The sequence below is a fragment of the Agromyces sp. NPDC058126 genome (genome assembly GCF_042884595.1).
Classification (GTDB): Bacteria; Actinomycetota; Actinomycetes; order Actinomycetales; family Microbacteriaceae; genus Agromyces.
Genome location: NZ_JBHVTS010000004.1, coordinates 74575 through 98500 on the forward strand (window position 1 = coordinate 74575; position 23926 = coordinate 98500).

Here is a 23926-nt window from a genome sequence, read left to right on the forward strand (position 1 = left end):
TGCGTTGGCTATGCCTCTCCCGTGAAGGGTGTCACAGAGCCGCGGCCGCCCGCGGGCGGGCGTAGCGTGAGGGCATCCGCAGAGAAGGGCGCACGATGGATGCCGAGACCTCCGACCACCTCGTGATCGAGCCGAGCGTCCTCTACGTCGGCACGCCGGTCTACCTCGTGGTCACCGAGAACGCCGACGGCACGCCGAACCTCGCACCCGCCTCCTCGCACTGGGCGCTCGGCCGCATGCTCGTGCTCGGGCTCGAGGCCGACGGGCAGACGGCGGCGAACCTCGCCGAGCGTCCCCGGCTGACCGTGAACTTCCCGGCTGCGGCGCAGTGGCGCCGCGTCGAGCGGCTCTCGGCGGTGACCGGACGCGACCCGGTGCCCGAGGCGAAGGCCGGGCAGTACCGCTTCGAGCCGCGCAAGTTCGAGCTCGCCGGATTCACGACGGCACCCTCCGATCTGGTGTCGCCGCCGCGCGTGCGCGAGGCACCGCTGCAGTTCGAGGGCGAGGTGCGGCGAATGACCCCCGGCGTCGACCCCGGCTATTTCATGGTCGAGGTCGAGGTGCTGCGCGTGCACGCCCTGCCCGAGCTCGTCGTGCCCGGCACGGACCACATCGACCCGCACGCCTGGCACCCGCTCATCTACAGCTTCCGCCATTTCTACGACCGCGGCGACCACGTCGGGTGGACCCGCAAGTCGCCCATCGCGCCCGGCCCGCCGAACACCGACGAACCTGAGCGGGAGGTCTCCTCCGCTCAGGGGCCCTCGGCCTCGCCGGGCTCGCCGGCATCTCCCCTCGACGAGCTCGACCGGTGGGAGGGCTTCGGCGGCACCTGGGCGCTGCGTCAGCTCGACGCCGACGGGGCGATCGTGAGCCTCTGCCGCTGCGACGGCGGCGAGGAGGTGTCGCGCATCGTCTCGGACGATCGCGACTTCCTCGCGTGGGCCGCCCGGCAGGAGCTGCAGCCGTGAGCGTGCAGGGGGCTGCTCGCCCGGTCGAACCCGCGCCCGTGCTCTCGACGCCGTGGTCGGCGTCGCTCGGGCTCACCACCCCGATCGTCAGCGCGCCGATGGGCGGCGTCGCCGGTGGCCGCTTCGCGAGCGCGGTGTCGCGGGCCGGCGCCCTCGGCATGATCGGCATGGGCAGTGCAGGGTCGCCGGCGAAGCTCACGGCGCAGCTCGCCGAGCTCGACGCCGCGCTCGGCGACGCCGGCGCGCCCTTCGGCATCGGGCTCGTCCACTGGGGAGTCGAGCGCGATCCCTCCTTGCTCGAGGTCGCGCTCGACGCGCGCCCGGCCCTCGTCTCGGTGAGCTTCGCCGAACGGTTCGACTGGGTCGATCGCGTGCACGCGGCGGGTTCGCTCGCGGCGACACAGGTCTACACAGCCGCAGAGGCACTGATCGCGGCCGACGCCGGGGTCGACGTCATCGTCGCCCGCGGATCGGACGGCGGCGGGCACGGCGATCCGCGCCTCGGCACGCTCGCCCTCCTCGACGCCGTGCTCGACGCGATCGAGTCGCGCGGGTTCGCCACGGACGGCGCTCCACCACCGGGCGACGACGCGATGTCGCCCGGCCTTTCGACGACGCACCGTCCGGTGGTACTCGCGGCCGGCGGCATCGGCTCGGGGCGCACCCTCGCCGCCGTGATCGCGGCGGGCGCCGCCGGCGCCTGGATCGGCACCGCCCTCTCCGCCTCGACCGAGACGCTCTCACCGCCCGCGGCGATCGAGGTGCTCCTCGCCGCGACGGGCGACGACACCGTGAACACGAGTGCGCTCGACGCCGCACTGGGGCTCCCCTGGCCCGAGCGGTTCCCCGAACGCGTCATCCGCAACGACCTCGTCGACGAGTGGCTCGACCGCGTCGAGGAGCTGCGCACGGCGGTCGTCTCGACCGAGGGCACCGACCTCGTCGCGCTGCGCGCCGCGATCGTGGCGGCGAACCGCGACAGCGACCATGCGCTCGTGCCCGTCGATGCGGGCCAGGGTGTGGGCCTCCTGCGCGAGTCGCGCCCCGTCGCCGCGGTCATCGACGAATTCACCCGCACCGCCGCCGCGCTGCTGCGCCGCCACTTCGACGCCTGAGATCGAGGCGTCGAGGCATCCGGCCAAGAGGACTTCACGCGCGCAACCGGTACCGAAGTACCGAAGTACCGGTCGCGTTCGCGGGGAGACCCCGACCCGCTCGGCGACGGGCCGACAGCGGCGCCCATCGGCCGCAGGAGCGTCCGCTCAGATGCTCCGATGGTCGACGAAGGGCATCCGCGGGCCGCGACGCGGTCGACCCCGAACCCCCGCCGCGCCGAGCAGCCGCACCACGCGGTACCGGTGTCCCGCCCAGGGCGCGAGCGCCTCGAGCATCTCCTCGTCGCTCATGTCGCGCCCGGCGAGCGCATGGCCGATGTAGTTCGCGAGGTGGTAGTCGCCGACCGAGACGGCGTCGGCGTCGCCGAGGGCGCGCTGCGCGACCTCCGCGGCGGTCCACGGTCCGACGCCCTGCATGAGGGTGAGGCGCGCCGCGGCATCCGCCTGGCTCATGCCGACCGCCTCTTCGAGGCGCCGTGCGTGCCGTGCCGCGTTCTGCACCGTCGCCGCCCGACGGGGGTCGACGCCGGCCTTGTGCCACTCCCAGCTCGGGATCGCCCGCCACTGCTCGGGGCTCGGCGCCACATGCATCGGCCGGGGTGTCGGCCCGGGCGCACGGGTGCCGAACCGGATGACGAGCCGACGCCACGAGTCATGCGCCTGCAGGGTGATGACCTTCTGCTCGAGGATCGACGCGGCGAGCGCCTCGAAGACCTGCGCCGTGCGCGGCACGCGCAGCCCTGGGTTGCGGCGGTGGGCGTCGTCGAGGACCGGGAGCAGCGGCACGAACCCGCTCGGGTCGTCGCGCTCACCGAGCAGTTCGGGCGCCTGCTCGACCGCGGCGCCCGCGCCGGCCCCCCAGCCCTCGCAGCGCAGCAGCCCGCCCGGCAGCTGCCGCAGCCTGACGGTCGCATCGCCGTCGACGGTGCGAACCGCGCGCCACACGGCGCCCGCCTGGTCGAGCTGGAACGAGGGGTCGCCGATGCCCCGGCGCAGGCTTCCGAGGGTCTGTCTGAGATCGGTCGGATGCCGCGGCCGCCACTCGAGGGCATGGTCGGGGATCACCGCACCAGTGTGCCGCACGCGGCTGACAGCGACGGGGGCGCACCCGTCGTGCGACGATGAACCCGTGCACCTCCGACTCGCCGACGACGCCGACGTCCCCGCCATCGCCACGACGCTCGCCCTCGCGTTCTCCGACGACCCCGTCTGGGGCCCGGTGCTGCGCCGCCCCGACGGCGACACGAGCCATTTCGAACCGTTCTGGCGGCGCTTCGTCGAAGGCGCACTGCCGTACCGGACGGTGTGGGTCGTCGACGACGGCGACGCGGTCGCGGTGTGGCTGCCGTCGGGCGAGCCCGAGATGACCGAGCAGCAGTTCGTCGAGGTCGAGGCCATCGTCGCCGACCGGCTCGACGCCGCACAGCGCCAGGCGTTCGACGGACTGATGGAGGCGTTCGAGGCGAACCATCCGCACGACGAACCGCACATGTACCTGAGCCTGCTCGCGTCGAACCCGGCTCGCCGCGGCGAGGGGCTCGCGCAGCGCATGCTCGCCGAGAACCTGCGGGCCTTCGCCGCCGACGGCCTCCCGGCCTACCTCGAGTCGACGAACCCGGCGAACGACCGCCGCTACGAGCGTGCCGGGTTCCGCGCGGTCGGCGGTTTCACCTGCTCGCTCGACGGCGCCCCGATCACCACGATGTGGCGCGCCCTCGACGCCTGATCGCGATCGTGGTCATCGCCGTGGCATCCGCCGTACCCTGAGACGACCATGCGCTTCGGAACCCTCGAATTCAGCCCCGCCGTCGACCACCCCGAGCTGCTCGCGGCACCGACGGCGACGGCCCTCGCCGACGCCGACCCGAGCGACGCGCTCGTCGCCGCGATCGACCCGGGCCTCGCCGACACCGCCGCCTTCTGCGCTCACTACGAGATCTCGCCGGCCGACGGGGCGAACTGCGTCATCGTGCAGGCGCGGCGCGGCGAGCGCACCTGGTACGCCGCATGCCTCGTGCGCGGCGCCGACCGGCTCGACGTCAACGGCGCCGTGCGCCGGCACCTCGACGCCCGCAAGCTGTCGTTCGCCCCGATGGAGCAGGCGGTCGAACTGACGGGCATGCAGGTGGGCGGCATCACGCCGGTCGGGCTGCCGTCCGACTGGCTGATCCTCGTCGACGAATCGGTCGCCTCGCATGAGCGACTGATCATCGGCAGCGGCACGCGCGACGCGAAGCTGCTCGTCAGCGGGTCGTTCCTCGCCGCCTCGGCGAACGCCGAGGTGCTGCCGATCGCGCTACGCGGCTGAGACCTCGGCCGCCTTCGCGGCCTTCGCGGCGGCGCTCGCCTCGACGACGCGGCCGCGCAGCGCGAGGAACAGCAGCACCATGCCCGCCGTCACCACGATGTGCCCGAGGCCCGCGATGCCGGCGATGGCGGCCGTCGACTCCTCGCCGAGCACGGTGAGCGTGCCGTGGACGATGAGCATCGCCGAGGTCAGCACGACGCCCACGTTGTAGACCCAGAAGAACCAGCCGAACAGCGGACTCTTCGACAGCTCGAACACCTTCTCGAGCGCGAGCACGATGAGCAGCACGATGAAGCCGAGCGTCAGCAGGTGCGTGTGCGCCAGCCCGAGCTGCGTGAACTCCCCCTCGGGGAAGTCGTGCGACTTCGTGAGTTCGCGGTAGTACAGCCCCGACGCCACCCCGACGACCATGTAGGCGAATGCGGCGTAGAACAACTTGAGCATGACGATTCCTTCCGACCGTCCTCCCAGCATGGCCGGATGCCGCGCGCGCCGCATCGATCGAATGGTTGAACCGGCGCCGACACGACGATGCCGAGCGCCCGACGGGGCGCTCGGCATCGTTCGGTGCGGACTGAACCGCGACCGGTCAGGACTGGGTGGGCTCGGCAGCCTCGTCGAGCTGCGACTGCAGTCCCTCGAGCCGGTCGGCGATCGGCGAGATCGCCTCGGAGACGCCCACGCCGACGCTCGCGCCGATTCCGGCGGCGATGTCGGACCCGTCGCGCTCGGAGGCGCGCGCGGCCGCACCACCGGCGGCGGCGCCGCCGATGATCGACCCGAGGAGCTCGCGGAGGCCGACGCCCATGGTCGAGCTCAGCATCGCGTCGACCTCGGTGATGCCCGAGACGGCGTTCTTCGCGAGCTGCGAGGCGCCGTCGGTCGAGACGACGGTGAGCTGGTCGATGTTCGACATCGGCGCGGCGAGCTCGCGGGCGATGAGCGGCAGCGCGTCGATGACCCGCATCTGCAGCAGGGCCTCGGACTGCTGGGCGACGGCTTCGGCCGCGGCCTTCGTGGCGGCAGCCTCGGCCGCACCCTTCGCCTGAATCGCGTCGGCCTCGGCGAGACCCTCGGCCTTGAGCGCCTCGGCGGAGGCGGTGCGGGCGATGCGGTCGGCGTCGGCGGCGATGCGCACGGCCTCGGCGGAGGCCTCGGCTTCGACCTTCACCTTGTACGCCTGCGCGTCGGCGACGGCCTTGACCTCGGAGTCGAGCTCGGCGGCGCGCAGCGCGGCCTTCTTCTGCGCGGTGATCTCCTGCTGGGCCACGACCTCCTGCTGCGAGAGCGCCTCGGCGAGCGGGCGGGCCGCAGCGGCCTCGGCCATCGCCTTGTCGGTCTCGCGCTGCAGCGCGGCCTTGCGCTGGGCGAGCTCGGCCTCGCGCTCGGCGACGGTCTGCTCGGCGGCGATCACGGCCTCGCGGGCCTCGCGCTGCGCGACGGCCTCGGCGATCTCGGCCTGCTTGCGCACCTTCGCCTGCTCGGCGCGGCCGAGGTCGTCGATGTAGCCGTTGGTGTCGGAGATGCCCTTGATCTCGAACGAGTCGACGTCGAGGCCCTGGTTGACGAGCGACTCACGGGCGACGCCGAGCACCGCGGCCGAGAGCTCGTCGCGGCGGTTGATGATCGTGAGCACGTCGGTCGCGCCGATCGAGGCGCGCAGCGAGCCCGAGAGCACCTCCTGCGCGAACATGTCGATGTTCTTGTCCTGCCCGAGGAACCGCTGCGCGGCGGCGCGGATGGAAGCGGCGCTGTCGCCGACCTTCACGATCGCGACGGCGTCGACGTGCACGGTGATGCCGTTGTTGGTCTGCGCCTCGGCGCGGATCTCGATCGCGCGCGAGCGCAGCGAGATCTTGTGCGCCTTCTGGAAGAAGGGCATGATCCACACGCCCTGGCCGTGCACGACGCGCTGGCCCGACTCCTCGGTGTCGACGCCGTCGACGACGCGGCGGCGCGAGCGCTTGCCGGTGACGACGATCGCCTCGTCGGGCGAGACGTTGCGGTACAGCACCTTCGCCCAGATCCACAGGATGATGGCGGCGATGACGACCAGTGTGATGATGCCGATGATCGGGGCAGCGGCGAAGAACTCGAGCACGGGGTTCCTTCGTTCGGGTGGGTTCGGGCAGGGCTCCGCTCAAGGATGTCGGGCCGCACGCCCCGGCGCAATCGTTCCGAGGTACTGGATGCCGCGTGCCGCCCCCGTCGCCGTCAGAGCGCCGTGCTCGACACGGCCTGGAGCTCGCCTTCGGGGGCGCACCGGGGACGGTCGGGCGATCCATCCAAACACCTCGAGGATCGATGCGACGCGGTCGATCCCGAATCGTGATCGACTTTCGCGGAACGGCGTTCGACCACGGACGAGCAAGGGCGGAGCCTCAGCCTCAGACGGCCGCCTTCGCATAGTGCCGGCGTGCCTTCTCACGGTTGCCGCAGGTCTCCATCGAGTGCCAGCGCCGGGCGTTCGCTCGGCTCGTGTCGATGAAGAAGTGCTGGCAGTCAGGGGCGGCGCACGGCCGGATGCGCGAACCCGTCGGCGACTGCAGCGCCGCCCACTCCCGGATGGCCGCACCGCCGACCCGGCGGCCGTCGCCGTCACGATCGCGCCAGACGAGTCCGCCTTCGGCGGCGAGCTCTGGCCGACGGGCCATCTCGTCGAGCCAGGGCCCGAGCACATCGGGTGAGCGGGTCCCCCGCAGCACGCCGACGAGCGCGTCGCGCACCTCCCGGGCATCGGCGAGGTCGGATGCCTCGGCGGGGGCTCCGTGCGCGCGCAACCAGGCCGCCCCGCGCACGTCGTCGAGCTCGTCGTCGACCCGGTCACCGTAGACGAGTCGCGAGTTCACCAGGTCGAGCAGCAGCCCTGCGGCCGCGGTCGGTTCGCTCATCGGGTCTCCTCGGGGTTCATCCGCTCTTTCCCTGATTCTAACTTGCGTGGAATAGCAATGGGGTTATAGCGTTGCATCCACCAAGCCTAACCGGATTAAATCAATATTCCAGTTAGAGGCGAACGCGAAGCCAGGAGGGCGCCATGTCGTACATCACCGTCGGAACCGAGAACTCCCAGAACATCGACCTCTACTACGAGGACCACGGCTCGGGCCAGCCCGTCGTGCTGATCCACGGCTACCCGCTCAGCGGCGCCTCATGGGAGAAGCAGTCGGCCGCCCTCCTCCAGGCCGGCTACCGCGTGATCACCTACGACCGCCGCGGCTTCGGCAAGTCGAGCCAGCCCACCACTGGCTACGACTACGACACCTTCGCCCACGACCTGAAGGTGGTGCTCGAAACGCTCGACCTGCGCGACGTCGTGCTCGTGGGCTTCTCGATGGGCACCGGCGAGCTCGGTCGCTACCTCGGCGCGTACGGCGGCGAGCGCATCGCGAAGGCCGCCTTCCTCGCCTCGCTCGAGCCGTTCCTGCTGCAGGCCGACGACAACCCGACCGGCGTTCCGGCCGAGGTCTTCGCGGGGATCGAAGCCGCGGCGAAGGCCGACCGCTACGCCTGGTTCGACGACTTCTTCCAGGACTTCTACAACCTCGACGAGACGCTCGGCAGCCGCATCAGCGAGGCCGCCGTGCGCGGGAGCTGGAACACGGCGGCGAGCGCCTCCTGGTTCGCCTCGTCGGCCGTCGTGCAGTCTTGGCTCACCGACTTCCGCGACGACATCGCGAAGGTCGAGGTGCCGAGCCTCATCCTGCACGGCACCGCCGACCGCATCCTCCCGATCGACGCGACCGCCCGCGAGTTCGTCAAGCGACTCCCGTCGGCCGACTACGTCGAGATCGAGGGCGCCCCCCACGGACTGCTGTGGACGCACGGCGACGAGGTCACCGAGGCGCTGCTCGCCTTCCTCGCGAAGTAGCCGAATCCGCGGGCCCGCCCCCGGAACGACGAAGAGCCCCCGCGACTGCGGGGGCTCTTCCAGTTGTGTCGTGGGGAGTTAGCGATTTCGGTCATGCCCAGTAAGTGGGCGGCGGATTGCGCCAACGAAGAATCACGTTTCCATAACGGCAGCCCGCGCTGTTCCATGTCCCTGCATCGAGTGCTGAACATGGGAAGTCCGGCTTCTGCGTCTGTGCCTCGTCGACTGAGCCTCAAGTGCGGTAGGAGCCGAATTCTGATCTCACCTATACCTGAGGATGGAAGCCCATGAGCGATGCGGAGCCCAGAGGGTTCTGGACCGACGAGCCCATCGACGCACCGACGGATGATCGATTCGGGCGAGCCTCATTTGCAAGAATGATCGCGCGCCGAGTCGACGAGACAGCGCCGAACCAGTCGAGCACGGTCTTCGGTGTAGTCGGCGAGTGGGGCGCCGGGAAGTCGTCGATCCTGAACATGATCAGATCTGCGGTGGCGAGCGACTGGAAAGTCGTATCGTTCTCACCATGGGCAGCATCCTCCGCGGAGGGGCTGAGTCAGCAGTTCCTTGCTGCATTACGGAACGCCTTCGACGAGTTGCCGCAGAGCGAGAACATCACAAAAGTCAAAGAGGTCACCGCAAAGTACGGCCGAGCGGCGACACCATGGCTCAAGTTCGTTCCGGTGGTTGGAGATGCCCTAGCGAGCGTGGCCGACCATGCGTTGGACGTGACCGCCGGTTCCATTCCGTCATGGGACCGAAGCTTCCAGGATCTTTCGAAGGCGATGAAGAATCTCGGTCACCGCGTCTTGATAGTGGCTGATGACATCGACCGACTCGACTCGACCGAACTACTCGAACTGCTGAAAGTCGTCCGCCTGCTGGGTCGGTTCCCGAACGTGCACTACTTACTTGCATACGACCAAGCCAGCGTCGAAGCACTACTTGCCGAACGTGGATTTGGCGGGCGGGCGAGCGCCTTCATGGAGAAGATCGTCCAGTACCCATACGAGCTGCCCGCACTTTCGGAAGTGTCCAAGCGGCGACTCCTCTCCGAGTCGCTTGAGCTCATGTATAGCCGAGCAGACCATTCCAACTCGGCTGAAGAAATCTCACGCGCGTCCGAACTCCTCGGCGTACTCGCCCCCTCGCTTGAGACGCCACGGTCTCACATTCGCTTCCGTGAGCAATTGCTGAGCGTCGTCACGCTCGTTGACGTATCTGAGATCGATTTGCTCGACCTTGCCGCCGCGACATACCTCCGAATATTTGCCCATGACCTATACCTCTCGATACCCGAGTGGCATGCCCGATTGCGGACTGGCAAATGGCGTCGAAAGCTGATTGATGACGCCGATCTGACCGCTGAAGATTGGCATGACTGGGTGACCAGACACGTTCGGTTTTCACAAGTCGATCACGTGATGAAGGTTCTGAGCTTCCTGTTTCCGACGGTCCATGTCGGCGGGCTCAGCTATCACGAACAGCATCCGCGAGGCCTAGCCGACGAGAAGTACGTGCAACGCTATTTCGTGCTGGGCATTCCGGACGACGATGTGTCCGACGTGCTGGTGGAACGCGCGCTTAGTTGCCTTGAGGGAGGCGAACCGGACGGTCAACCTCTTGTTGAGCTAACCGCCGTACTAGACGACGGTGATGATCAGCGCTCAGCGCTCGCGGCAGAAAAGGCAATGGCTTCTAGGCTGCGCAGCTCCAAACCATCCATTGCGATCGTCCGTTTTGTCTTCGACCGCATGACCAAAAAGACCGACACGCTCTCGTTTCTCTCGGCTGGGGCCGTATTGGGCCGTTGGTTTGTGAGGGAGGCGTTCGACGTCCTCGACTGTGGTGCTTTGACTGCGGCAGAAGCGTGCGAATGGTTCGGAGATGGCTACGCAATCGCCCTCGCCCAGCGGATCCTTCAGAACCCCAACTTTGATGATGACGCCCGAAGGCAAATCGGTGAATCCCTTCTCGACCAGCTCGATTCATCACTTGCGGAAAAGCTCGCGGACCCTGAATCGCTGCAGGGCTTGCTGGGGAGATATCTCCATCTTCGGCGCCGTGTCCGTGGTCCTGGCTCTCTGCTCGGCATACTCGACGAATCTCTGACCGCGGTCGATGAGCAATCACTAGCGATAATCGCTGCGGAGTTTGTAGAGGTCTGGACAACGGCCGGAGTCGAAGATTCCGAGCTGAAATTCGAACTAGATCATTGGCGAGAGGTCGTCAGCGACGATCTAACTCGCGCCTCGTTGACGAGTGTTTCTCGCCTCGGAAGGGCGACCGAGATGAACGATACTGATCCAGGGCCGGAGAACGTTCGAGCCTTTGCGCTAACGTCCTTGCTCATCGCGTTTCCGCCGACCGCTGAAGACAACCCATGAGTCCCCGTACAGGTGCTGGGCGGCCCGAAAGGACACGGGGCGCTCGCCACAGCGACAACCGTCTCAAATCTCGGTCTATTGGCTGATCCCGGCGTCCATGGCCGCAGCGCTACTTGGGGCATTTCTTGCGGTTTCCCTCGCTGGCGCGAACATCTCAAACTGGGGACCCTGGTTGCGGGACTTCGTCCGAACCCCCGGTGCCGCGGCATTCGCAGCGCTAATCGCGGCCATTATCGCGTTTGTTGGCATCGTTAAGCAGGTCGCGGTATCAAGGGCGTCACTCGCTCACCAAAAGGATGTGGCCAGGGCGGACGCATGGTGGGCGATGTTCCAGTGGGCAGCTGATCGAGCAATTCCAGTTCGCGCGGGTGATCAGTCGTTACCAGCAAGTGTGACGATCCTCACGCTCAAACGATTGGCTGAGAGCGCTACATCCGATGTTCAGGAGGCTGCGTGCGGTGGCATGATCGATTTGCTCTCGGAGAGCATCGACGAAACGACGACTGAGCCCAGCGAAGATGAACCCATTCCGAGGCGGGCAGAGCCCGAAGGCCCTACGTACGCCGCGCTCGCCTCCTATGTTGAGTCCAGCCGAGGGACGGCTGCAGCCTCCGCTGCCGCTGAAGCATTGGTGTACGAGAACGAGGTTGTTAAGGCCCTCATCGCCCTGTCGTGGGAAGATCCCACGATCAAGGTCGTCCGCAACGTTGGCCACGACGGGGGCCCGGATGCCGTTGTTGAGCTAGATGGCAGGCGCGTACTGGTCGAAACCAAGGCTCCTCGCAGCGAGGAACACCTCCGGCCGATGGTTTTCCAATCACTGAATCGCCTGCAGAGTCACGCGTCGGCCGGAGACGGCGTCCTCGTGATTACCCCGTTCCCATCTCCACTGTCTCCCGGGCAAGAGTTCAAACTTCAAGCGATTGTCACTCAATGGCGGATCGGCGACGACAAATCGGCGCTTCTTGACGCCATTCGGCGGGCAAGTAGATCGACGTAGCCGTCGAGCACTAGGACGGAACTAATCCACCTCCCATCCGACTCGCTGGTAGAAGAGCTGAAGTGCCCGTTCAAAGACGCCCGTCGCCAACCCTGCGACGCGGGCGAGAGCGTCCAGGTCAGGTTGGGTGAGACGGAACACGCCCTCCATCCCGACATCTTTCAGTCGCGCCTGAATCGGCACACTCGCTCCGTGCACGAGTTCACTCAACTGTCCCCAAAACCGAGTGACGTCCCCGTCCCGTCCAGAGTGAAAAGGCTGCGCCTCAGCGACCTCAATATACTCGGATGCCTCAACGAGGACCGGTCTCCGCGGGGTGCCGAGCGCCGCCGCGAAGGCAATATCCAGTTCTTGGATGTACTCCCCTGCGTTCTGTGCCTCGCGAATCAACTGTGGCCGACTTGGACGAGTCGGATTGGCGCGGATCATCGCTTCGGCACGGTTCTTTGCGCGACTGGGCGAATCGCGGAGAAGCCTCCAAGCCCGCGTAGTACGTTCACTCGGATCGTCCGGGTCAAGGAGCCATATAGCCTTCATCGAGTAGTCGACTATGCCGCGTATGAGCATGTAGTCCGCCGGTACGTGGTACAGCTGATTCGTCCACAAAGTAGATAGCGCGTCGGCCGCGTCGACGGCATTCTCGATCAGAGCGACCGCTTGGGCGTAGGTCCCAAGCCCGTCGCCGACAAGCGCAAAATCTCCCGCGATATCCGAATTCCGCGCGGGCTCCGCGGAGACCGCTGACCCATACACGTCTCGTGTTGTGGCCCAGTAGGCGCCGAGTTCTCTGAGCCGTTGTTGAGCGTCAACCATCCTGCCAGTCTGCCGAATCCTCCACAGGTCGGGAATCGCTTCGCCGGGACTGCTGAAGATCTTGGTGACTGTCGGGTTACGCCGCTACCGCGGCCGGTGTGGTCATGATCGTCTCGTACTCGACGTGGGTGAGGCGACCGAGTCCGCGTTGCCTCGGATACGGTTTCGGCACAGCGGCCATCCTTCCCGCGGCGGGCACACCCCGCCACAGATCAGGAGTCACCTAACAGCAGTCCCCTGAAGCGAAAACGCTAGCCCACCTGAAGACCCTCTCCCGCAATTGCTTCCCCGAGTACGTCCGCGAGGAATGAGGCCGGGTCGCCGATCGCTGCATCCGAGGCGAGAGCAGCGATCACTTCGGCGAGGATCGACTTCGGGTCACCGAGTTCGTATTCATCCGATACGAACTCAGCAATTTCGATGCCAGATCGGACTTGCGCTGGCGACGGACTGCCTGAAAGGCCGAGGAGCGCGAGAACTGTCACGTGTCTCAACGAAGCCTCCGCGTCTGCCGCCCCCATAGAAGCGACCCCGCGCATTGCGCAGTAGAGCCATGCCTGTGCTCTGCTGGTGTCGCCGGCGGCCAGAGCATCGCGCAGTTCGAACCACGCATCGATTCCGCCTTGTAGGATCCACCATCCCGGCCTCGTGAGCACAATGGCGCCCTCATTGGATCCTGACGCGATCATCGCTTTGAGCATCCCCACTGAGACTGGCTGATCTACAACGCGATGAGCGGTCAGTTTCTCGAGCAGCTGTACCTGCTTCTCAATGAACACCGCAGTGGCTTCGGCGGTTGGCGAATCACCAAGTTCCGCAAGCGCAAGCGCTTCAAGGAGGTTGACGGTCCCAAATGCCGCCAGACCGAGCGCCCTCGCTACGTTTCGCTGCGCTAGGTCGTCGCTCCAAACCGCGATTCGCTGATTCTCGGCATAGTCGAGGCAATCGAGCCATGGAGCGTCGCCGAGGTTCTCTCGAACCCGCGTCAACTCTGAGTGCCCATTTGGGTCAGGTACGACGGTCAAGCTGCGTGCTGCAACGTATAGGTTGCTCGCCCTAGAGAACTGAGCTCGGAGAGCAACTGGATCTACTTCCTCAAACACTGGTTGCCCGCGGAACACGCGAAGGTGGCCGATCGCCGCGGTCGCTGTTCGCGCGTCCTCGACGCCGCGGCGTGCGTCGTTGCGACTGGAACGAGTGATCTCGATGTCGAGAAATTGGTCGCGCACGAGCTCCAGAACTCCGAGCTGCTCGGCCAAGAAGACTGCCGAAAGGTCCGCGACCACTGTGGACCCGAACGCTGCCAGTGCAGCTCCGTTCTCGGCCTCATGCGTGTGTGGTTCAAGCGTTGAGGCAACCCGTGCGTTCCGGCCCAGCAAAGCCATCGAGTAGGACTTTCGTTGAAGGCTCGCGGCGAGCCCAACCGGGAATACTCCCAGCTCGATTCCCCGCGCGAGGGCGCGCTGCGGCTCTGTTGGCCGAGCAAGCTCGACCAGTTCTGAAACGAGATCCGTGTCGTTGTCCGAGTGCATTACTTTGAGTTGCACTGCACCCGCTCCGTGACGCGAAATCAACTTGTCCAACAGTTCAAATGCCTGTCGGTGGAGGTCGCCTGGGACTGCTGGGCGCATGTCGTACGTACGAGACTCGAGCGAACTCTCTTTGGAGTCTTCGACGGCATCGGCATCCTCCGAGGTGCCGCCCCCGACTCCACGAGTGAAGTGAATCACGCTAGCGACTAATGCTGTTGCGAGCTGGGCATCGTCGGTCTCAAGGGCGAGCCCGAGCGCTCTTGTCGCGCTTGGAGCATCCCAACCCGTCTGGTTATGAACTTCAAGCCAGACGCCGGCCTGCTCATCCGACGAAACTGCGGGCTCGAAGTCCCGGAGAGCGCGACGAGCCCTATCGAAGTCGCCTTCCTTCAGGTGGCATACGATCAGGTTCCAGGCAGCACTGTCAGAGCTTCCGAACTCTTTAGATTTTTCCGCCGCCAGCCTGTATCGAGCTGAAGCTTCCTCCCAGTCCTCACGGTCGGCCGCTCTGCCGCCCAGATCGAAGAGGTATTGCTTCCGGTGCTCGCCGTTGACGTGCCGTTGATCAACGGCGACTCGCATCCGGGCTTCCGCGTCTTCTTCTCGGTCACTTGCCAGTAGCGCATCGACTTCGAGCCTCACGAACTCGGCGCCTCCGAACACAGCGAAGGCCCGTCTGGTGTCAGTGAGCGCCTTTTGCCATTCGCCCACGCGAATTTCAGCCTTGACGAGCGCTCCTGCCGCTGTGCGGTCAGTGCGGCTCATCCTTCGGAGCGATTCCAACGAATGAGGGTTCACGACAGACGCAGCGATCGTTCGACTGAGTTCCGCGAGGTGCGGCAATATGATGCCCGCGTCAACACCTGCTTGGAGCGATGCCGACTCATCCAGTCCTTCGGCAGCAAGTTCGAGTGCAATTGCGACGCGTTCGGCCCAACCGTCGGGCGGCAACTCCGCCAGCGTCGAGCGCTTCCACTCCAGCTGAGCGTCGGTATCCATCTGACTAAGATCTGCGAATCGGCGTCGCAACCGGTCGCGAGACTCTGCGGGCTGAACGCGCTCGACGATTGCATTGAGTTCATCGCGCCGACCGAGGAGCTCGGCCGTGATAGCACCGAGCCGAGCAAATTCTTCGTCGGCGCTCTCCTCCGCAGTGGCGATGCCTTGTGGAACGGGGAGCGTCCGCACCAGAGCTTCATCAAACCTTGATTGCAGCCCGAGGATACGGACGAGCGTCTTTCCCGATTCAGTCGAGTACGGCTTCCACATTCTGTGCGAGGCCCCGGCATCGCGTGCAAGCGCTTCAGCACGCGACAGGTCCGTTGGAGCTTCCGCCGTATGTGTTGCGTGAATGTACTGGTCAGCTAGGAGGAGCTTCAAGTCATCTGACTTTGGTGATTGATTTAGAGCGGATTCCAGGTGCTCGATCGCTTCGATCGGACTACCAGCCATCGCAGCAACCGTCCCTCGATACCGCTGCACAAGTTCGTGCCCCGCATACGTGTACAAAGTGCGAGCGACTGCAGGCTCAAATAGTTCGCTTTCCTCATCGAGCAAACCCGGGGAGTAGCTTGCACGAGCAACGGCAACAGCCAGATCGTCGACTGGGTCAGCGTTCGAAGCATCGGTGATCAGATTCCTCCCCCGCTCCTCGTCCACGGCCTTGAGCTGCAGCGCAGCCCTCGCCAAGAGTCCGCTGGTTGAAACCGGATCACGCTGGGCGATATCGAGCATGAGTTCTGCGGCTTGGAGAGCAAGTTCGTGCGCTTGTGCGAAATTGCAGAGGACCCTCGTTGATGCGGTCGCCGATGCTGACCGTTCGGTGCCGACAATCTCCGACGCCCGCTCTATTGCTTTCTCGGGTTCATTCCGTAATCCGGCAAGAAGCGTGACGAGCATCGCCGCTGCGCTTTCGTCTGTCTGACGTAAGACCTCGACTGCTTGCAGCGTGACTGGCGGAAGAAGCTGGAGGTTGTCCTCGTATGAGTCCATGGCGTCCTGCGCCGCGCGGTCCACGAGCCTCTCCCACTCGACACGCGCGCCATCCACCCTGTTCCTGGTCGGGACGAGCACTTTGAAGTTCTTGCCCGTGCTGAGCAGGACAGCATCGCTAATTGAAACCCAGTACGCCGCTCGTTCCTCGACATCTACGAGAACGAGCACGACGGGCAGTGAGTAGTCGAGCCAGTACTTCGCGTGCTTGGCGCTGACCGGATAGAACCAACCGCCATCTGTTGGGCGGTCAAATTGACTCGGACCAGACTTGATCTGTATCGCTAAGAGTCGACCCGTTGGACCCTGATCGTCGATGAGTTCGGCGTGGGCGTCGACTCCATAATCGAGCTCTCGTTGCTCGCGAAAAGCCCACCCCTCTTGAAGCACGGCGTCCTGGAGAATCGCCACTCCGCGTTCTCCAATGAGATCTGATCTTCGTGGCAAACTGGCGCCTCCCCGCGTCAAGGTCCCGACCGCCAGAGTGAGCGTGACCATACTTCTACTGAATCAAACCAGTCCGGCTAAATCATGCGAATCGCTACAGCGACCCGTCAAACTTTGCCCATGCCCGTGGATTGACACCCCTGGAAGGAGATACGAAGCTTTCCGAGTGCAACCCGGCCTGCCGAAGCCACGCGTCGTAAGTGAGCATCGATACCGACGACCTGCCCGAGTCACGCCAGTTCCTCAGTTGGCCACTACAGCCCGCGAGGTAATCCGCCGCGTACCCGCGCCATTCATCGAAATCTGTCACTCGCTCGCCGTCGGCAAAGCCTCCGCGCAGATCAATCGCTGTGACGATGCCCAGTGCTTCGCCGAGCGCCGCGCGCACGCTTCGCTTCACGTGCCGCAGCCCCTCTGGGAGAACGTAGGCGGCGTCATCTGCTGCTTCATAGAAGGCTCGGATCGGGTTGACCCAGTCACCCGCCGTCATGCACTCACGGTCGCGCAACATTCCTTCGAGCGTGCGGAGGGCCTCCAGCATCTGGCCGGATGCCTCCAGCCGGCGCTTCTTGCGGAACGCTGACTCAGTTCGGCGCTGGATGAGGGCGTGGGATGTGAAAGCACCTAGGAAAGATCCGGCAGTCGTAATGACGAGGGTTCCCACGAGGCTCGCGATGGTTGGGTCCATCGTCGAATCCTCGCAACAGCACTGGCCCGCGAGATACCTCCCGAACTGGTGGCATCGAAGGATCTCAAGAAATCTTCGGAGAAACCTCAAACCCTGTTTTCAGCCGCACACCCAAGGAAGTGACCATTCATCCCCTCCGGATTGGACACTTCCTCTTGTCACTCGCCCGCCCCACCTCTGCCGCTGCAGCCCTCACTTCGCCGACAACGTTCGTCGAGACATCCGTCGCCGCCGCGCTTCCTCTCGTCCCCTATCGCGAGGTCGATCTCTTTCGTGTGACCGAGAAGTTCGCGTTCTGGTGCGTCCAACATGAGCTCCGGCTCGACGCTCGAACCGTGTTCACTGAGTCGGTCATCGCCGAGTTCGTGGAGTTCGGTCTGCCGGACCTTTCGGATGCGTCTCGCGCGAACGCCCGAGCTCAGCTGCGACGGATGACTGAGGTGATCAACGGCCCCGCGCCGAACGGGAGAAGCTGGCGCCGGCCGACCCGCAGCGCCCATACCTCACCGAGGCGGAGATCAAGGGACTTCGCGAGTGGGCTTCTAGTCAGAAGTTGCCTCAAAGGCCTGACGCCCGGCTGATCCTCGCGCTCGGGCTTGGCGCGGGCCTTTCAGCCGCGGAGATTGGTGAGGTCCGCGAGACAGACATCGTCGTTGAAGTGGCCGGCGCATCGGTTCGAGTTCGCACCGGGCGAGTGCGAACTGTTCCGGTGCGACGCGTCTGGGAGGCCGAACTGCTGAGAGCGGCGGTCCCTGGCAGCGAGGAGTATCTGATCAAGCCGGGACGTGCCGGCGTCCCGAAGAACTTCATCAGCAACCTGGTCGCACGGGGCAACCTCAAGTACGCGGGCCCCAACACTCAACGCATGCGCGCAACATGGCTGCTCCACCACATGAACCAGGGGACGCCGTTGCTCGCTCTCCTCGACGCCTCAGGGCTCGATTCGCTCGAAGCGCTTACCCGGTACGTGCGCTTCCTCGACCCCATCGCAAGCGACCAGCGCGATCGGATGCTGCGCGGCTAGCGCTGTCGCCGATGAGCGACAGGGGCTGAATCGGGTTCCCCGCTAGTCTGTCCGCATGTCTCGTACGCCGCGCCCTCAGCCAGCGGAGCTCGCGCCAGGCTGGCCGAATGCGCCGACGGACGACCCAGCCGGAGAGGCGGCTCGACAGTTCGCGATTCGGCTTCGCGCTGCCATAGGCGATCAGAGCGTCCGTTCCGCCGCTCGCGAGGCGGGGCTCAGCCACGGAGTCTTGCTTGGGTATCTGAACGGCACATCGTGGCCGGACTTGTATGCGATGGCACGGCTTGAGGCCTCGCTCGGCGTCCCCCTCATGGGAGTCTCCTCGAACTGAGTTGCTCCGAATGCGCCAAGTCGGCGTACAGTGATTCTCATGCCTGGTCTTAATAATGACCATCAGCTCGAGAGGCGACTGGCGGACCTCCAGACGAATCTTCGTCGCGCGATGGGCGATACGTCACCGAGCGACGTCGCCAAGGCAGCAGGACTCGATCCGGAGGATGTGACCGGGCTGCTCGGAGACACGATCGCCGGCGATCTGTACGTCGTTTCTCGTCTGGAAGCAGCATTCGGTCTCGAGCTGTGGCCCCGATTGAACCCCCTCGAACCCGAGGCATCCCAACGAACTGCGCGCCGGCCAGATCCGTCGCAGGACGGTCGAGCGAGCTGAAGAGATGCGCGCCCAACCAGATCTCCAGGAACTCTGGCGCCGGGTGGCCTACCAGGCATTCGGCTACGGATCACATGCCGGTGAGCTGATCGCCGAGGCGAAGCGGCGCAGCATCCCGCCGCGCGTCCTCCTGGATCGCTACAAGCGCTCGTACAAGTTCGAACGCCTCTCTTTTCGATGGAGAGTCCGATTCGACGCACTTGCGCCGGGTGTCCTGAATCCCGAGGTCTTCGGTCAGGGGACGTGGTGGGTAGACACGTTCGGCGCCGCTCACTCCATCCGCAGCCGGCGCTTCAGCACTGCTCACCTCGTCCACGCGATCATGTTTCTGCGCGAGCGTTCTGAACTCTCGGCAGAGCCGATACTCGATGCGGAGGGTTCAGTTCTCGATTTGGCGACGTCGACCCTCATGGCGGCACTCGAACACGAGCTCGAGCGCCGGCTCGACATCCCCGCATCACATTGATCGCCGGCGGCCTGTCAGTTCGAACGCACGGTTGCCGTGTCAGGGATGGATCAGGACATGGCCGGGCGCCCTTCCAATGTCCGGCAGTTTGCGCGCGCGACGAGAGCACACAGCTCCTAGGCTGCGAACAACTGCCAAGATTAAGCCCCAAGGCTAATGCGTGTTATACATCGCGGAAGTATAAGAACGAGAACGCGAGCCCTGCCTCCAGCAGCATTGGCGGCCGCGATCTTCGGAGCAGTCGAGTGCCCCGCAGCATCGCCAGCCAACCTCGAGCCGCTCCTGATGTGCGCTCACGCTATCCATCGCCCATGTCAGGCCAGTGCCCTTCGAACGGCTCGATGAACCGGATCACTGAGGAGTCGTGCCAGCTGTAGTCGATGAGGTAGCCCGCGCCCGGCATCGTCCAGTAGCCGCGCTCTCCAACACGGCATCGTTCGATCGAGCGGACCCGCCGAGTGGTCTGATCCAGCCCGTCGCCGGCCAGCGGCCCTGGGCTTCGCAGCCAGAGGTGGCGGTCGAGGTCGAAGAGGTGGGTGGAGTCGCGGCTGAGGACGCGCCATCGCCCCATCGTTTGGACAGTCAGGTCCAGAACCTGCGATTCGGGTGCCACACGCTCACCTTCGGAACCGAGGACTGAGACATCCAGGGTCTCGACGTCGAGGATCGCCGCGCACGGGAGTGGGCTGTCGAGGGCATCGAGAAGAACTATCCGTGTCGCGTAGCCGCCGCGGCCCCCGTCGAATCCGACGACCTGGTTCACGTACAGCGGGAAATGGGCGCCGAAATGCACGCGCGGACTTACGAGATGGAACGCCTCTGTGAACCTTCCACGGGCGCGAATGTCGTACATCCGGTCACTGAACGTGAACTGCCGCCTCGGAAGCTGCGTCCTGAGGTACTCCGACACCGCCGGCACGCCCGAGGGCATGTCGTGAGCGAAGAGGACGTCGGCATGACCTTCGCCAAGAGCTTCGATGTCCTCGTCCGACACGATCTCATCGGGCCACCATCGACCATCCACGATCTCCTGTCGTTGGACCCAACCGTGCGACGCTGCGCCCATCGTGGCGCCGCCCCCGAGGGCTGCCCAGGTGCGACCCGTCTCGAACCAACCACGGGTTCCACGGGGCAAGTACCTGATCCCCTCAGCGGCAAGGACGGAGCCTGAGCCATTGCGTGGCAGTCGACGAAGCTCGCCATCACCGTCCCCATCGACCACCCAGATCGCCTGCCCCACCTCGCGAAGTCTGGCGGTGATGTCCTCGATCAGGGGAGTCAAATCGGGCGACTGCCACAACCTGGTCCAGCTGCCGAGCTGAACGATGTTGCGGATGCCAAGGTCGGCGAACCGCTCCAGCCAGCGCAACACGGCCGACCCATCGGGTCCAGCGCGGCCCAGCACACCGATTGAGCCACCGCTCAGAATCAACTCGGTCCGCCTACCATTATCAATCATGGTAATATTAATTACCATGATTGATGAGGGTAGGCGAGACCAAGTTTCAGCGGCCGGCCAGGCGAGAAAACCAAGTGCCGGCATGCCCGTCAGCCCACACCGTCATCGACTGAAGCAGAGCTCGCGACGACGCGAGCTCCAAGACTTACGTGCCGCGCCAGTCAGGACCGGGCACCGACAGCGAACGAGCATTCACAGATCTGGGCCGTGATCGAGCTGGGCTCACCGTTGAGGCGCACGAGCCCGGATCTGCCTACATCCCGCGGCCTAAGGCACCCGCAATTCGCTGATCGGTTCGCGGCGGGCCGCGGCGAACGCGGGGAGCATCGCGGCAATGACCGCGACCGCAACCGCGAGCACAGCGACCCCGAGAGCGTACTCCCAGCCGGGAGAGGGGTCGCCAGCCCAGCCAAGCACGGCGAGCGCGGCTGTTGAGCCGATCAACGCTCCAATCGCAGCGAGCATGGCCGTTTGCGCAAGCAGAAGGCCGATGATGAGGGACTGGCTGGCGCCGAGGGCGCGGCGACGGCCGAAGTCCTTGCGTCTCAAAGTGACGGTTCCGTAGAGGATGGTGGCGGCGAGCATCGCGGTGACCGCGAGAATGCCCAGGGTTAGGCTCCGACCGAAGGTTCCGAGCTGGCCTTCGATGAGTGCACGGAGGGTGGCGAGCTTCTCGCTGGTCTCGACATTGACTTGGGTCGGGTCACCGGCGGCAAGCACACTCGCGACTGCAGCGCTAACCGGAGCGACCAGGTCGGGACGTTCGGCGATGACGATGAGCAGGCTCACGGGCGCGGTAGGTGCGTCGACGGGTTGGGGCGCGATGAGCACGGGCTGAAGGAAGGAGAGGAAATCGGGCACCACAAGTGGCCCGCCGACGGTTTGATCGGGCAGTCCGGGCATGCTCACCCGGCCGGTGGCATCGGGCATGCCGAGCTGCGATGATGCTTCACTCGAAGCGTACGAAAGACCACCGTCGCTGAACGGCGAAGCTACAATACCGAGCCGGCCCCAATCGTCGCCGTACGCAAGGCGCATTGCCACCTTGGTGCCGCCAGGGAATGCAGCGTTCTGCACGTCAACGGCCGGACCGAAGGCGCCGGCCCATTCGATGCCGTCGACGTTGGCGATTCGACTCAACACCGCTGAATCGAGTCCGGCCTCTGCACTCGCGCGGATCACGATCGATCGAGTGCCAGCGGAATCTATCGAGCCGATGACGGCCTGCTCGGCGCCGACCGTGCGACCCGACGTGAGCAGGACGGCGGCGCACATGCCAGCAATCATGACGGCGATGAGGATACTCGCCACAGGTGCTGCGAGCGCGGACGCAGCGGCTTCACGAACCACCGCCCGGATTCCGGGCCCCGGCCTCGAGGAGCGAGTCACAACACGATCTGTCGGTCGCAGCGGGAGACGAGCGCTGGGTCGTGAGTCACCACCACAGCCGTGCCGCCAGCACTCGCATGCTCGCGCAGGGCTTGGACGACAAGATCCGACGACGTGGGGTCAAGGTTTCCGGTCGGTTCGTCGGCAAGGAGCACCCGAGGTTCCCCGAGCAAGGCCCGGCAAAGGGCGATGCGCTGCGCCTGACCGCCCGACACTTGCCCGGGTTTTGCGCCACGGCGGATCCTGACTCCAAACCGGTCCATGAGTTCGTCGGCGCGCGCAGCCGCAGCCGCTCGGTCACCGCCACGGTACAGCACCGTCTCAAGGACGTTATCGAGCACTGTTCGCGAAGCGTCCAGCGCAGCGTCTTGGAACACGAAGCCGAATTCGCTTGCCCGTAGTGCTGATCGCGGCCTGTCCGAGAGCGAGTGCACGGGAGCACCGTCGAGGAGAACCGCTCCACCGCGAGGTTTCAGCATGAGCCCGAGCAAGTACAGAAGTGTCGATTTGCCCCGCCCTGACGGACCGGTCACGGCGACGACCTCGCCAGCATGGAATTCGGCCGACCATCCTCTCAAGAGCGGTGCTGCGGGGTCATAGTGGAACGTCAGATCTTCTGCGGCGAGTACCACTGTCACTTCACGGCCGCCGTATCTGCCGGCACTCGCACCCTCATGCCTGCGGTGGCGCCGTCGATCACCGACATGCCGCGCGCCGACGCGACGACACTAACCGGGTGCGCTTCGCCGGCTCTGTCGACGACCGAGACTCGTCCATCGGCCGACGAGCGCAGTGCGGAGCTCGGTACAACGACACCCGACACTGGCTCCTGCGTAACGATGGTCGACTCCAGCAGGGTCTGCCCAACGATCGGTACGATCCCGCAGTCGGCAGAGCAAAGTGGGCCTTCCTCCTTTCCGGCAAGCGCAACCCGAATTGTGTCGGGCGACTCCGGGTCGGACTCCTGACTGGCGGCGAAGCCCACCCACACTCCGTCCCCGATGCTTAACTCGACCCGGGTACCGGCCGGCATCATTGCCGCCTGCTCGGGAGTCGCGGCGATCGTGAACGACGGATCGCCCGCGAGGCCGGATACGGCAGCCTCCCCTCCCGCGAGAATCGCTCCACGGTAAACGAACTCCGGGTCGAGCGCGACTCGGCCCGGCAGCTTCGGCACGAAGACGAGATCGCCTGCTTGAACGTATCCGTCATCGTCGATGCCGAGCGATTCCTGCCAGTCGCGCACGGCCTGCTCGGTGGCGCCTCCAAACTCACCATCGACCTCGCCGCCGTAGAACGACAGAGAGGCCAGCAGTTGCTGCAGCTGCCGCACATCCGCACCCTCGGATCCACGGGTGAGCGCACGGAATGCCGGGGTCGAACCCTCCGCGACCACGACAGGTCGCAGATTCACGGCATACAGGACCTGACCGGGCTTCACCTCATCGCCCGGCTCCACCGACACCGATGTCACCGTGCCTACCGCTTGATTCGTCCCGACCGGCCGCTGCGGCCATTCCGCCGTCGTGTTCAACGAGATCGAGGACCCGACCTCGCCATCGACGAGCTCCACATACGTGTACTGCGTCTTAACAAGAACATCCTCCGGCGGCACGAATACCGCCGCACCCGCCCATCCGATGGCCGCGCCTGCGACGAGAATGCCAATCGAACCGCCGACTCGCGCGGCCAAACGGCGCGCCCTGATGAGGCGGGCAGTCGTTTCATCGCTGGTGGGGTTCACGGTCTTCAACTCCTCAATCGTGGTCGCTTCACGGATGTCCGAGAGCTTGGATCGAA

The 23926-nt window shown here is 65.5% G+C and carries 21 protein-coding genes; 10 read left to right on the plus strand and 11 right to left on the minus strand.

Annotation, left to right across the window (positions count from 1 at the left end):
* Positions 1–95: 95 nt before the first annotated feature.
* Positions 96–971, plus strand: coding sequence for a flavin reductase family protein (locus ACFVTR_RS12945; protein ID WP_387037874.1), 876 nt, complete (start codon positions 96–98; stop codon positions 969–971).
* Positions 968–2086, plus strand: coding sequence for an NAD(P)H-dependent flavin oxidoreductase (locus ACFVTR_RS12950; RefSeq protein ID WP_387037876.1), 1119 nt, complete (start codon positions 968–970; stop codon positions 2084–2086). The genes ACFVTR_RS12945 and ACFVTR_RS12950 overlap by 4 nt, the downstream gene beginning before the upstream one ends.
* Positions 2087–2233: 147 nt before the next feature.
* On the opposite strand, the gene ACFVTR_RS12955 is transcribed toward ACFVTR_RS12950, so the two are convergent.
* Positions 2234–3151 carry a DNA-3-methyladenine glycosylase family protein gene (locus tag ACFVTR_RS12955; RefSeq protein WP_387037877.1) on the minus strand — a complete coding sequence of 306 codons (918 nt, stop codon included), beginning with the start codon at positions 3149–3151 and terminating at the stop codon, positions 2234–2236.
* 64 nt (positions 3152–3215) lie between these two features.
* Here ACFVTR_RS12955 and ACFVTR_RS12960 point away from each other — a divergent pair, with 64 nt between their 5' ends.
* Positions 3216–3812 (plus strand): GNAT family N-acetyltransferase, encoded by a 597-nt coding sequence (locus ACFVTR_RS12960; RefSeq protein ID WP_387037878.1) that lies wholly within the window; start codon positions 3216–3218, stop codon positions 3810–3812.
* A gap of 48 nt (positions 3813–3860) precedes the next feature.
* Entirely contained in the window at positions 3861–4394 is a 534-nt protein-coding gene (locus ACFVTR_RS12965) for a YbaK/EbsC family protein (RefSeq protein ID WP_387037879.1), read from the plus strand.
* Here the strand turns inward: ACFVTR_RS12965 and ACFVTR_RS12970 are convergent.
* From ACFVTR_RS12970 to ACFVTR_RS12980, 3 genes are all read right to left on the minus strand, one after another.
* On the minus strand, positions 4383–4838 hold the full coding sequence (locus ACFVTR_RS12970) for a DUF2871 domain-containing protein (RefSeq protein ID WP_387037881.1): 456 nt from the start codon (positions 4836–4838) through the stop codon (positions 4383–4385). The genes ACFVTR_RS12965 and ACFVTR_RS12970 overlap by 12 nt on opposite strands.
* A gap of 145 nt (positions 4839–4983) precedes the next feature.
* On the minus strand, positions 4984–6495 hold the full coding sequence (locus ACFVTR_RS12975; protein ID WP_376942632.1) for an SPFH domain-containing protein: 1512 nt from the start codon (positions 6493–6495) through the stop codon (positions 4984–4986).
* Between the two features lie 286 nt (positions 6496–6781).
* A complete protein-coding gene (locus ACFVTR_RS12980; protein WP_387037882.1) occupies positions 6782–7285 on the minus strand; it encodes a CGNR zinc finger domain-containing protein in 504 nt (167 codons plus the stop codon).
* A gap of 143 nt (positions 7286–7428) precedes the next feature.
* Between ACFVTR_RS12980 and ACFVTR_RS12985 the strand changes: the two genes are divergently transcribed.
* The 3 genes from ACFVTR_RS12985 to ACFVTR_RS12995 all read left to right on the plus strand — a co-directional run bounded on the left by ACFVTR_RS12985 (position 7429) and on the right by ACFVTR_RS12995 (position 11649).
* Positions 7429–8262 (plus strand): alpha/beta fold hydrolase, encoded by an 834-nt coding sequence (locus tag ACFVTR_RS12985; protein ID WP_387037884.1) that lies wholly within the window; start codon positions 7429–7431, stop codon positions 8260–8262.
* Between the two features lie 287 nt (positions 8263–8549).
* Positions 8550–10649 carry a P-loop NTPase fold protein gene (locus ACFVTR_RS12990; RefSeq protein WP_387037886.1) on the plus strand — a complete coding sequence of 700 codons (2100 nt, stop codon included), beginning with the start codon at positions 8550–8552 and terminating at the stop codon, positions 10647–10649.
* A 391-nt stretch (positions 10650–11040) separates the two neighbouring features.
* Complete coding sequence (locus tag ACFVTR_RS12995) at positions 11041–11649, plus strand: hypothetical protein (protein WP_387037888.1); 609 nt, start codon at positions 11041–11043, stop codon at positions 11647–11649.
* Between the two features lie 21 nt (positions 11650–11670).
* Here the strand turns inward: ACFVTR_RS12995 and ACFVTR_RS13000 are convergent, their stop codons facing one another.
* From ACFVTR_RS13000 to ACFVTR_RS13010, 3 genes are all read right to left on the minus strand, one after another.
* Positions 11671–12462 carry a hypothetical protein gene (locus ACFVTR_RS13000; protein ID WP_387037889.1) on the minus strand — a complete coding sequence of 264 codons (792 nt, stop codon included), beginning with the start codon at positions 12460–12462 and terminating at the stop codon, positions 11671–11673.
* 251 nt (positions 12463–12713) lie between these two features.
* Entirely contained in the window at positions 12714–16397 is a 3684-nt protein-coding gene (locus ACFVTR_RS13005) for a DUF4365 domain-containing protein (protein ID WP_387037891.1), read from the minus strand.
* A gap of 130 nt (positions 16398–16527) precedes the next feature.
* Complete coding sequence (locus ACFVTR_RS13010) at positions 16528–17121, minus strand: hypothetical protein (RefSeq protein WP_387037892.1); 594 nt, start codon at positions 17119–17121, stop codon at positions 16528–16530.
* A 553-nt stretch (positions 17122–17674) separates the two neighbouring features.
* Here ACFVTR_RS13010 and ACFVTR_RS13015 point away from each other — a divergent pair.
* The 3 genes from ACFVTR_RS13015 (at position 17675) to ACFVTR_RS13025 (ending at position 19278) form a co-directional block, all read left to right on the plus strand.
* A complete protein-coding gene (locus tag ACFVTR_RS13015) occupies positions 17675–18145 on the plus strand; it encodes a hypothetical protein (RefSeq protein WP_387037894.1) in 471 nt (156 codons plus the stop codon).
* Positions 18146–18515: 370 nt separating this feature from the next.
* Positions 18516–18812, plus strand: coding sequence for a hypothetical protein (locus tag ACFVTR_RS13020; protein WP_387037895.1), 297 nt, complete (start codon positions 18516–18518; stop codon positions 18810–18812).
* Between the two features lie 4 nt (positions 18813–18816).
* On the plus strand, positions 18817–19278 hold the full coding sequence (locus tag ACFVTR_RS13025) for a hypothetical protein (RefSeq protein WP_387037896.1): 462 nt from the start codon (positions 18817–18819) through the stop codon (positions 19276–19278).
* A gap of 298 nt (positions 19279–19576) precedes the next feature.
* Here the strand turns inward: ACFVTR_RS13025 and ACFVTR_RS13030 are convergent, their stop codons facing one another.
* From ACFVTR_RS13030 to ACFVTR_RS13045, 4 genes are all read right to left on the minus strand, one after another.
* Positions 19577–20650: a hypothetical protein gene (locus tag ACFVTR_RS13030; RefSeq protein WP_387037897.1), complete on the minus strand. Its 1074-nt coding sequence runs from the start codon at positions 20648–20650 to the stop codon at positions 19577–19579.
* A 354-nt stretch (positions 20651–21004) separates the two neighbouring features.
* On the minus strand, positions 21005–22087 hold the full coding sequence (locus ACFVTR_RS13035) for an FtsX-like permease family protein (protein ID WP_387037899.1): 1083 nt from the start codon (positions 22085–22087) through the stop codon (positions 21005–21007).
* A 35-nt stretch (positions 22088–22122) separates the two neighbouring features.
* On the minus strand, positions 22123–22764 hold the full coding sequence (locus ACFVTR_RS13040) for an ABC transporter ATP-binding protein (RefSeq protein ID WP_387037901.1): 642 nt from the start codon (positions 22762–22764) through the stop codon (positions 22123–22125).
* Complete coding sequence (locus tag ACFVTR_RS13045) at positions 22761–23870, minus strand: peptidoglycan-binding protein (protein WP_387038475.1); 1110 nt, start codon at positions 23868–23870, stop codon at positions 22761–22763. Before ACFVTR_RS13045 ends, ACFVTR_RS13040 begins: the two co-directional genes overlap by 4 nt.
* Positions 23871–23926: the final 56 nt, after the last annotated feature.

What these genes read in the sequence shown, in the direction of transcription:
- ACFVTR_RS12990 (WP_387037886.1), top strand. Translation starts at nt 8,550, where the DNA reads ATGAGCGATGCGGAGCCCAGAGGGTTCTGGACCGACGAGCCCATCGAC.
- ACFVTR_RS12965 (WP_387037879.1), top strand. Translation starts at nt 3,861, where the DNA reads ATGCGCTTCGGAACCCTCGAATTCAGCCCCGCCGTCGACCACCCCGAG.
- ACFVTR_RS13020 (WP_387037895.1), top strand. Translation starts at nt 18,516, where the DNA reads ATGCCTGGTCTTAATAATGACCATCAGCTCGAGAGGCGACTGGCGGAC.
- ACFVTR_RS13000 (WP_387037889.1), bottom strand. Translation starts at nt 12,462, where the DNA reads ATGGTTGACGCTCAACAACGGCTCAGAGAACTCGGCGCCTACTGGGCC.
- ACFVTR_RS12980 (WP_387037882.1), bottom strand. Translation starts at nt 7,285, where the DNA reads ATGAGCGAACCGACCGCGGCCGCAGGGCTGCTGCTCGACCTGGTGAAC.
- ACFVTR_RS13010 (WP_387037892.1), bottom strand. Translation starts at nt 17,121, where the DNA reads ATGGACCCAACCATCGCGAGCCTCGTGGGAACCCTCGTCATTACGACT.
- ACFVTR_RS12985 (WP_387037884.1), top strand. Translation starts at nt 7,429, where the DNA reads ATGTCGTACATCACCGTCGGAACCGAGAACTCCCAGAACATCGACCTC.
- ACFVTR_RS12945 (WP_387037874.1), top strand. Translation starts at nt 96, where the DNA reads ATGGATGCCGAGACCTCCGACCACCTCGTGATCGAGCCGAGCGTCCTC.
- ACFVTR_RS12970 (WP_387037881.1), bottom strand. Translation starts at nt 4,838, where the DNA reads ATGCTCAAGTTGTTCTACGCCGCATTCGCCTACATGGTCGTCGGGGTG.
- ACFVTR_RS13025 (WP_387037896.1), top strand. Translation starts at nt 18,817, where the DNA reads ATGCGCGCCCAACCAGATCTCCAGGAACTCTGGCGCCGGGTGGCCTAC.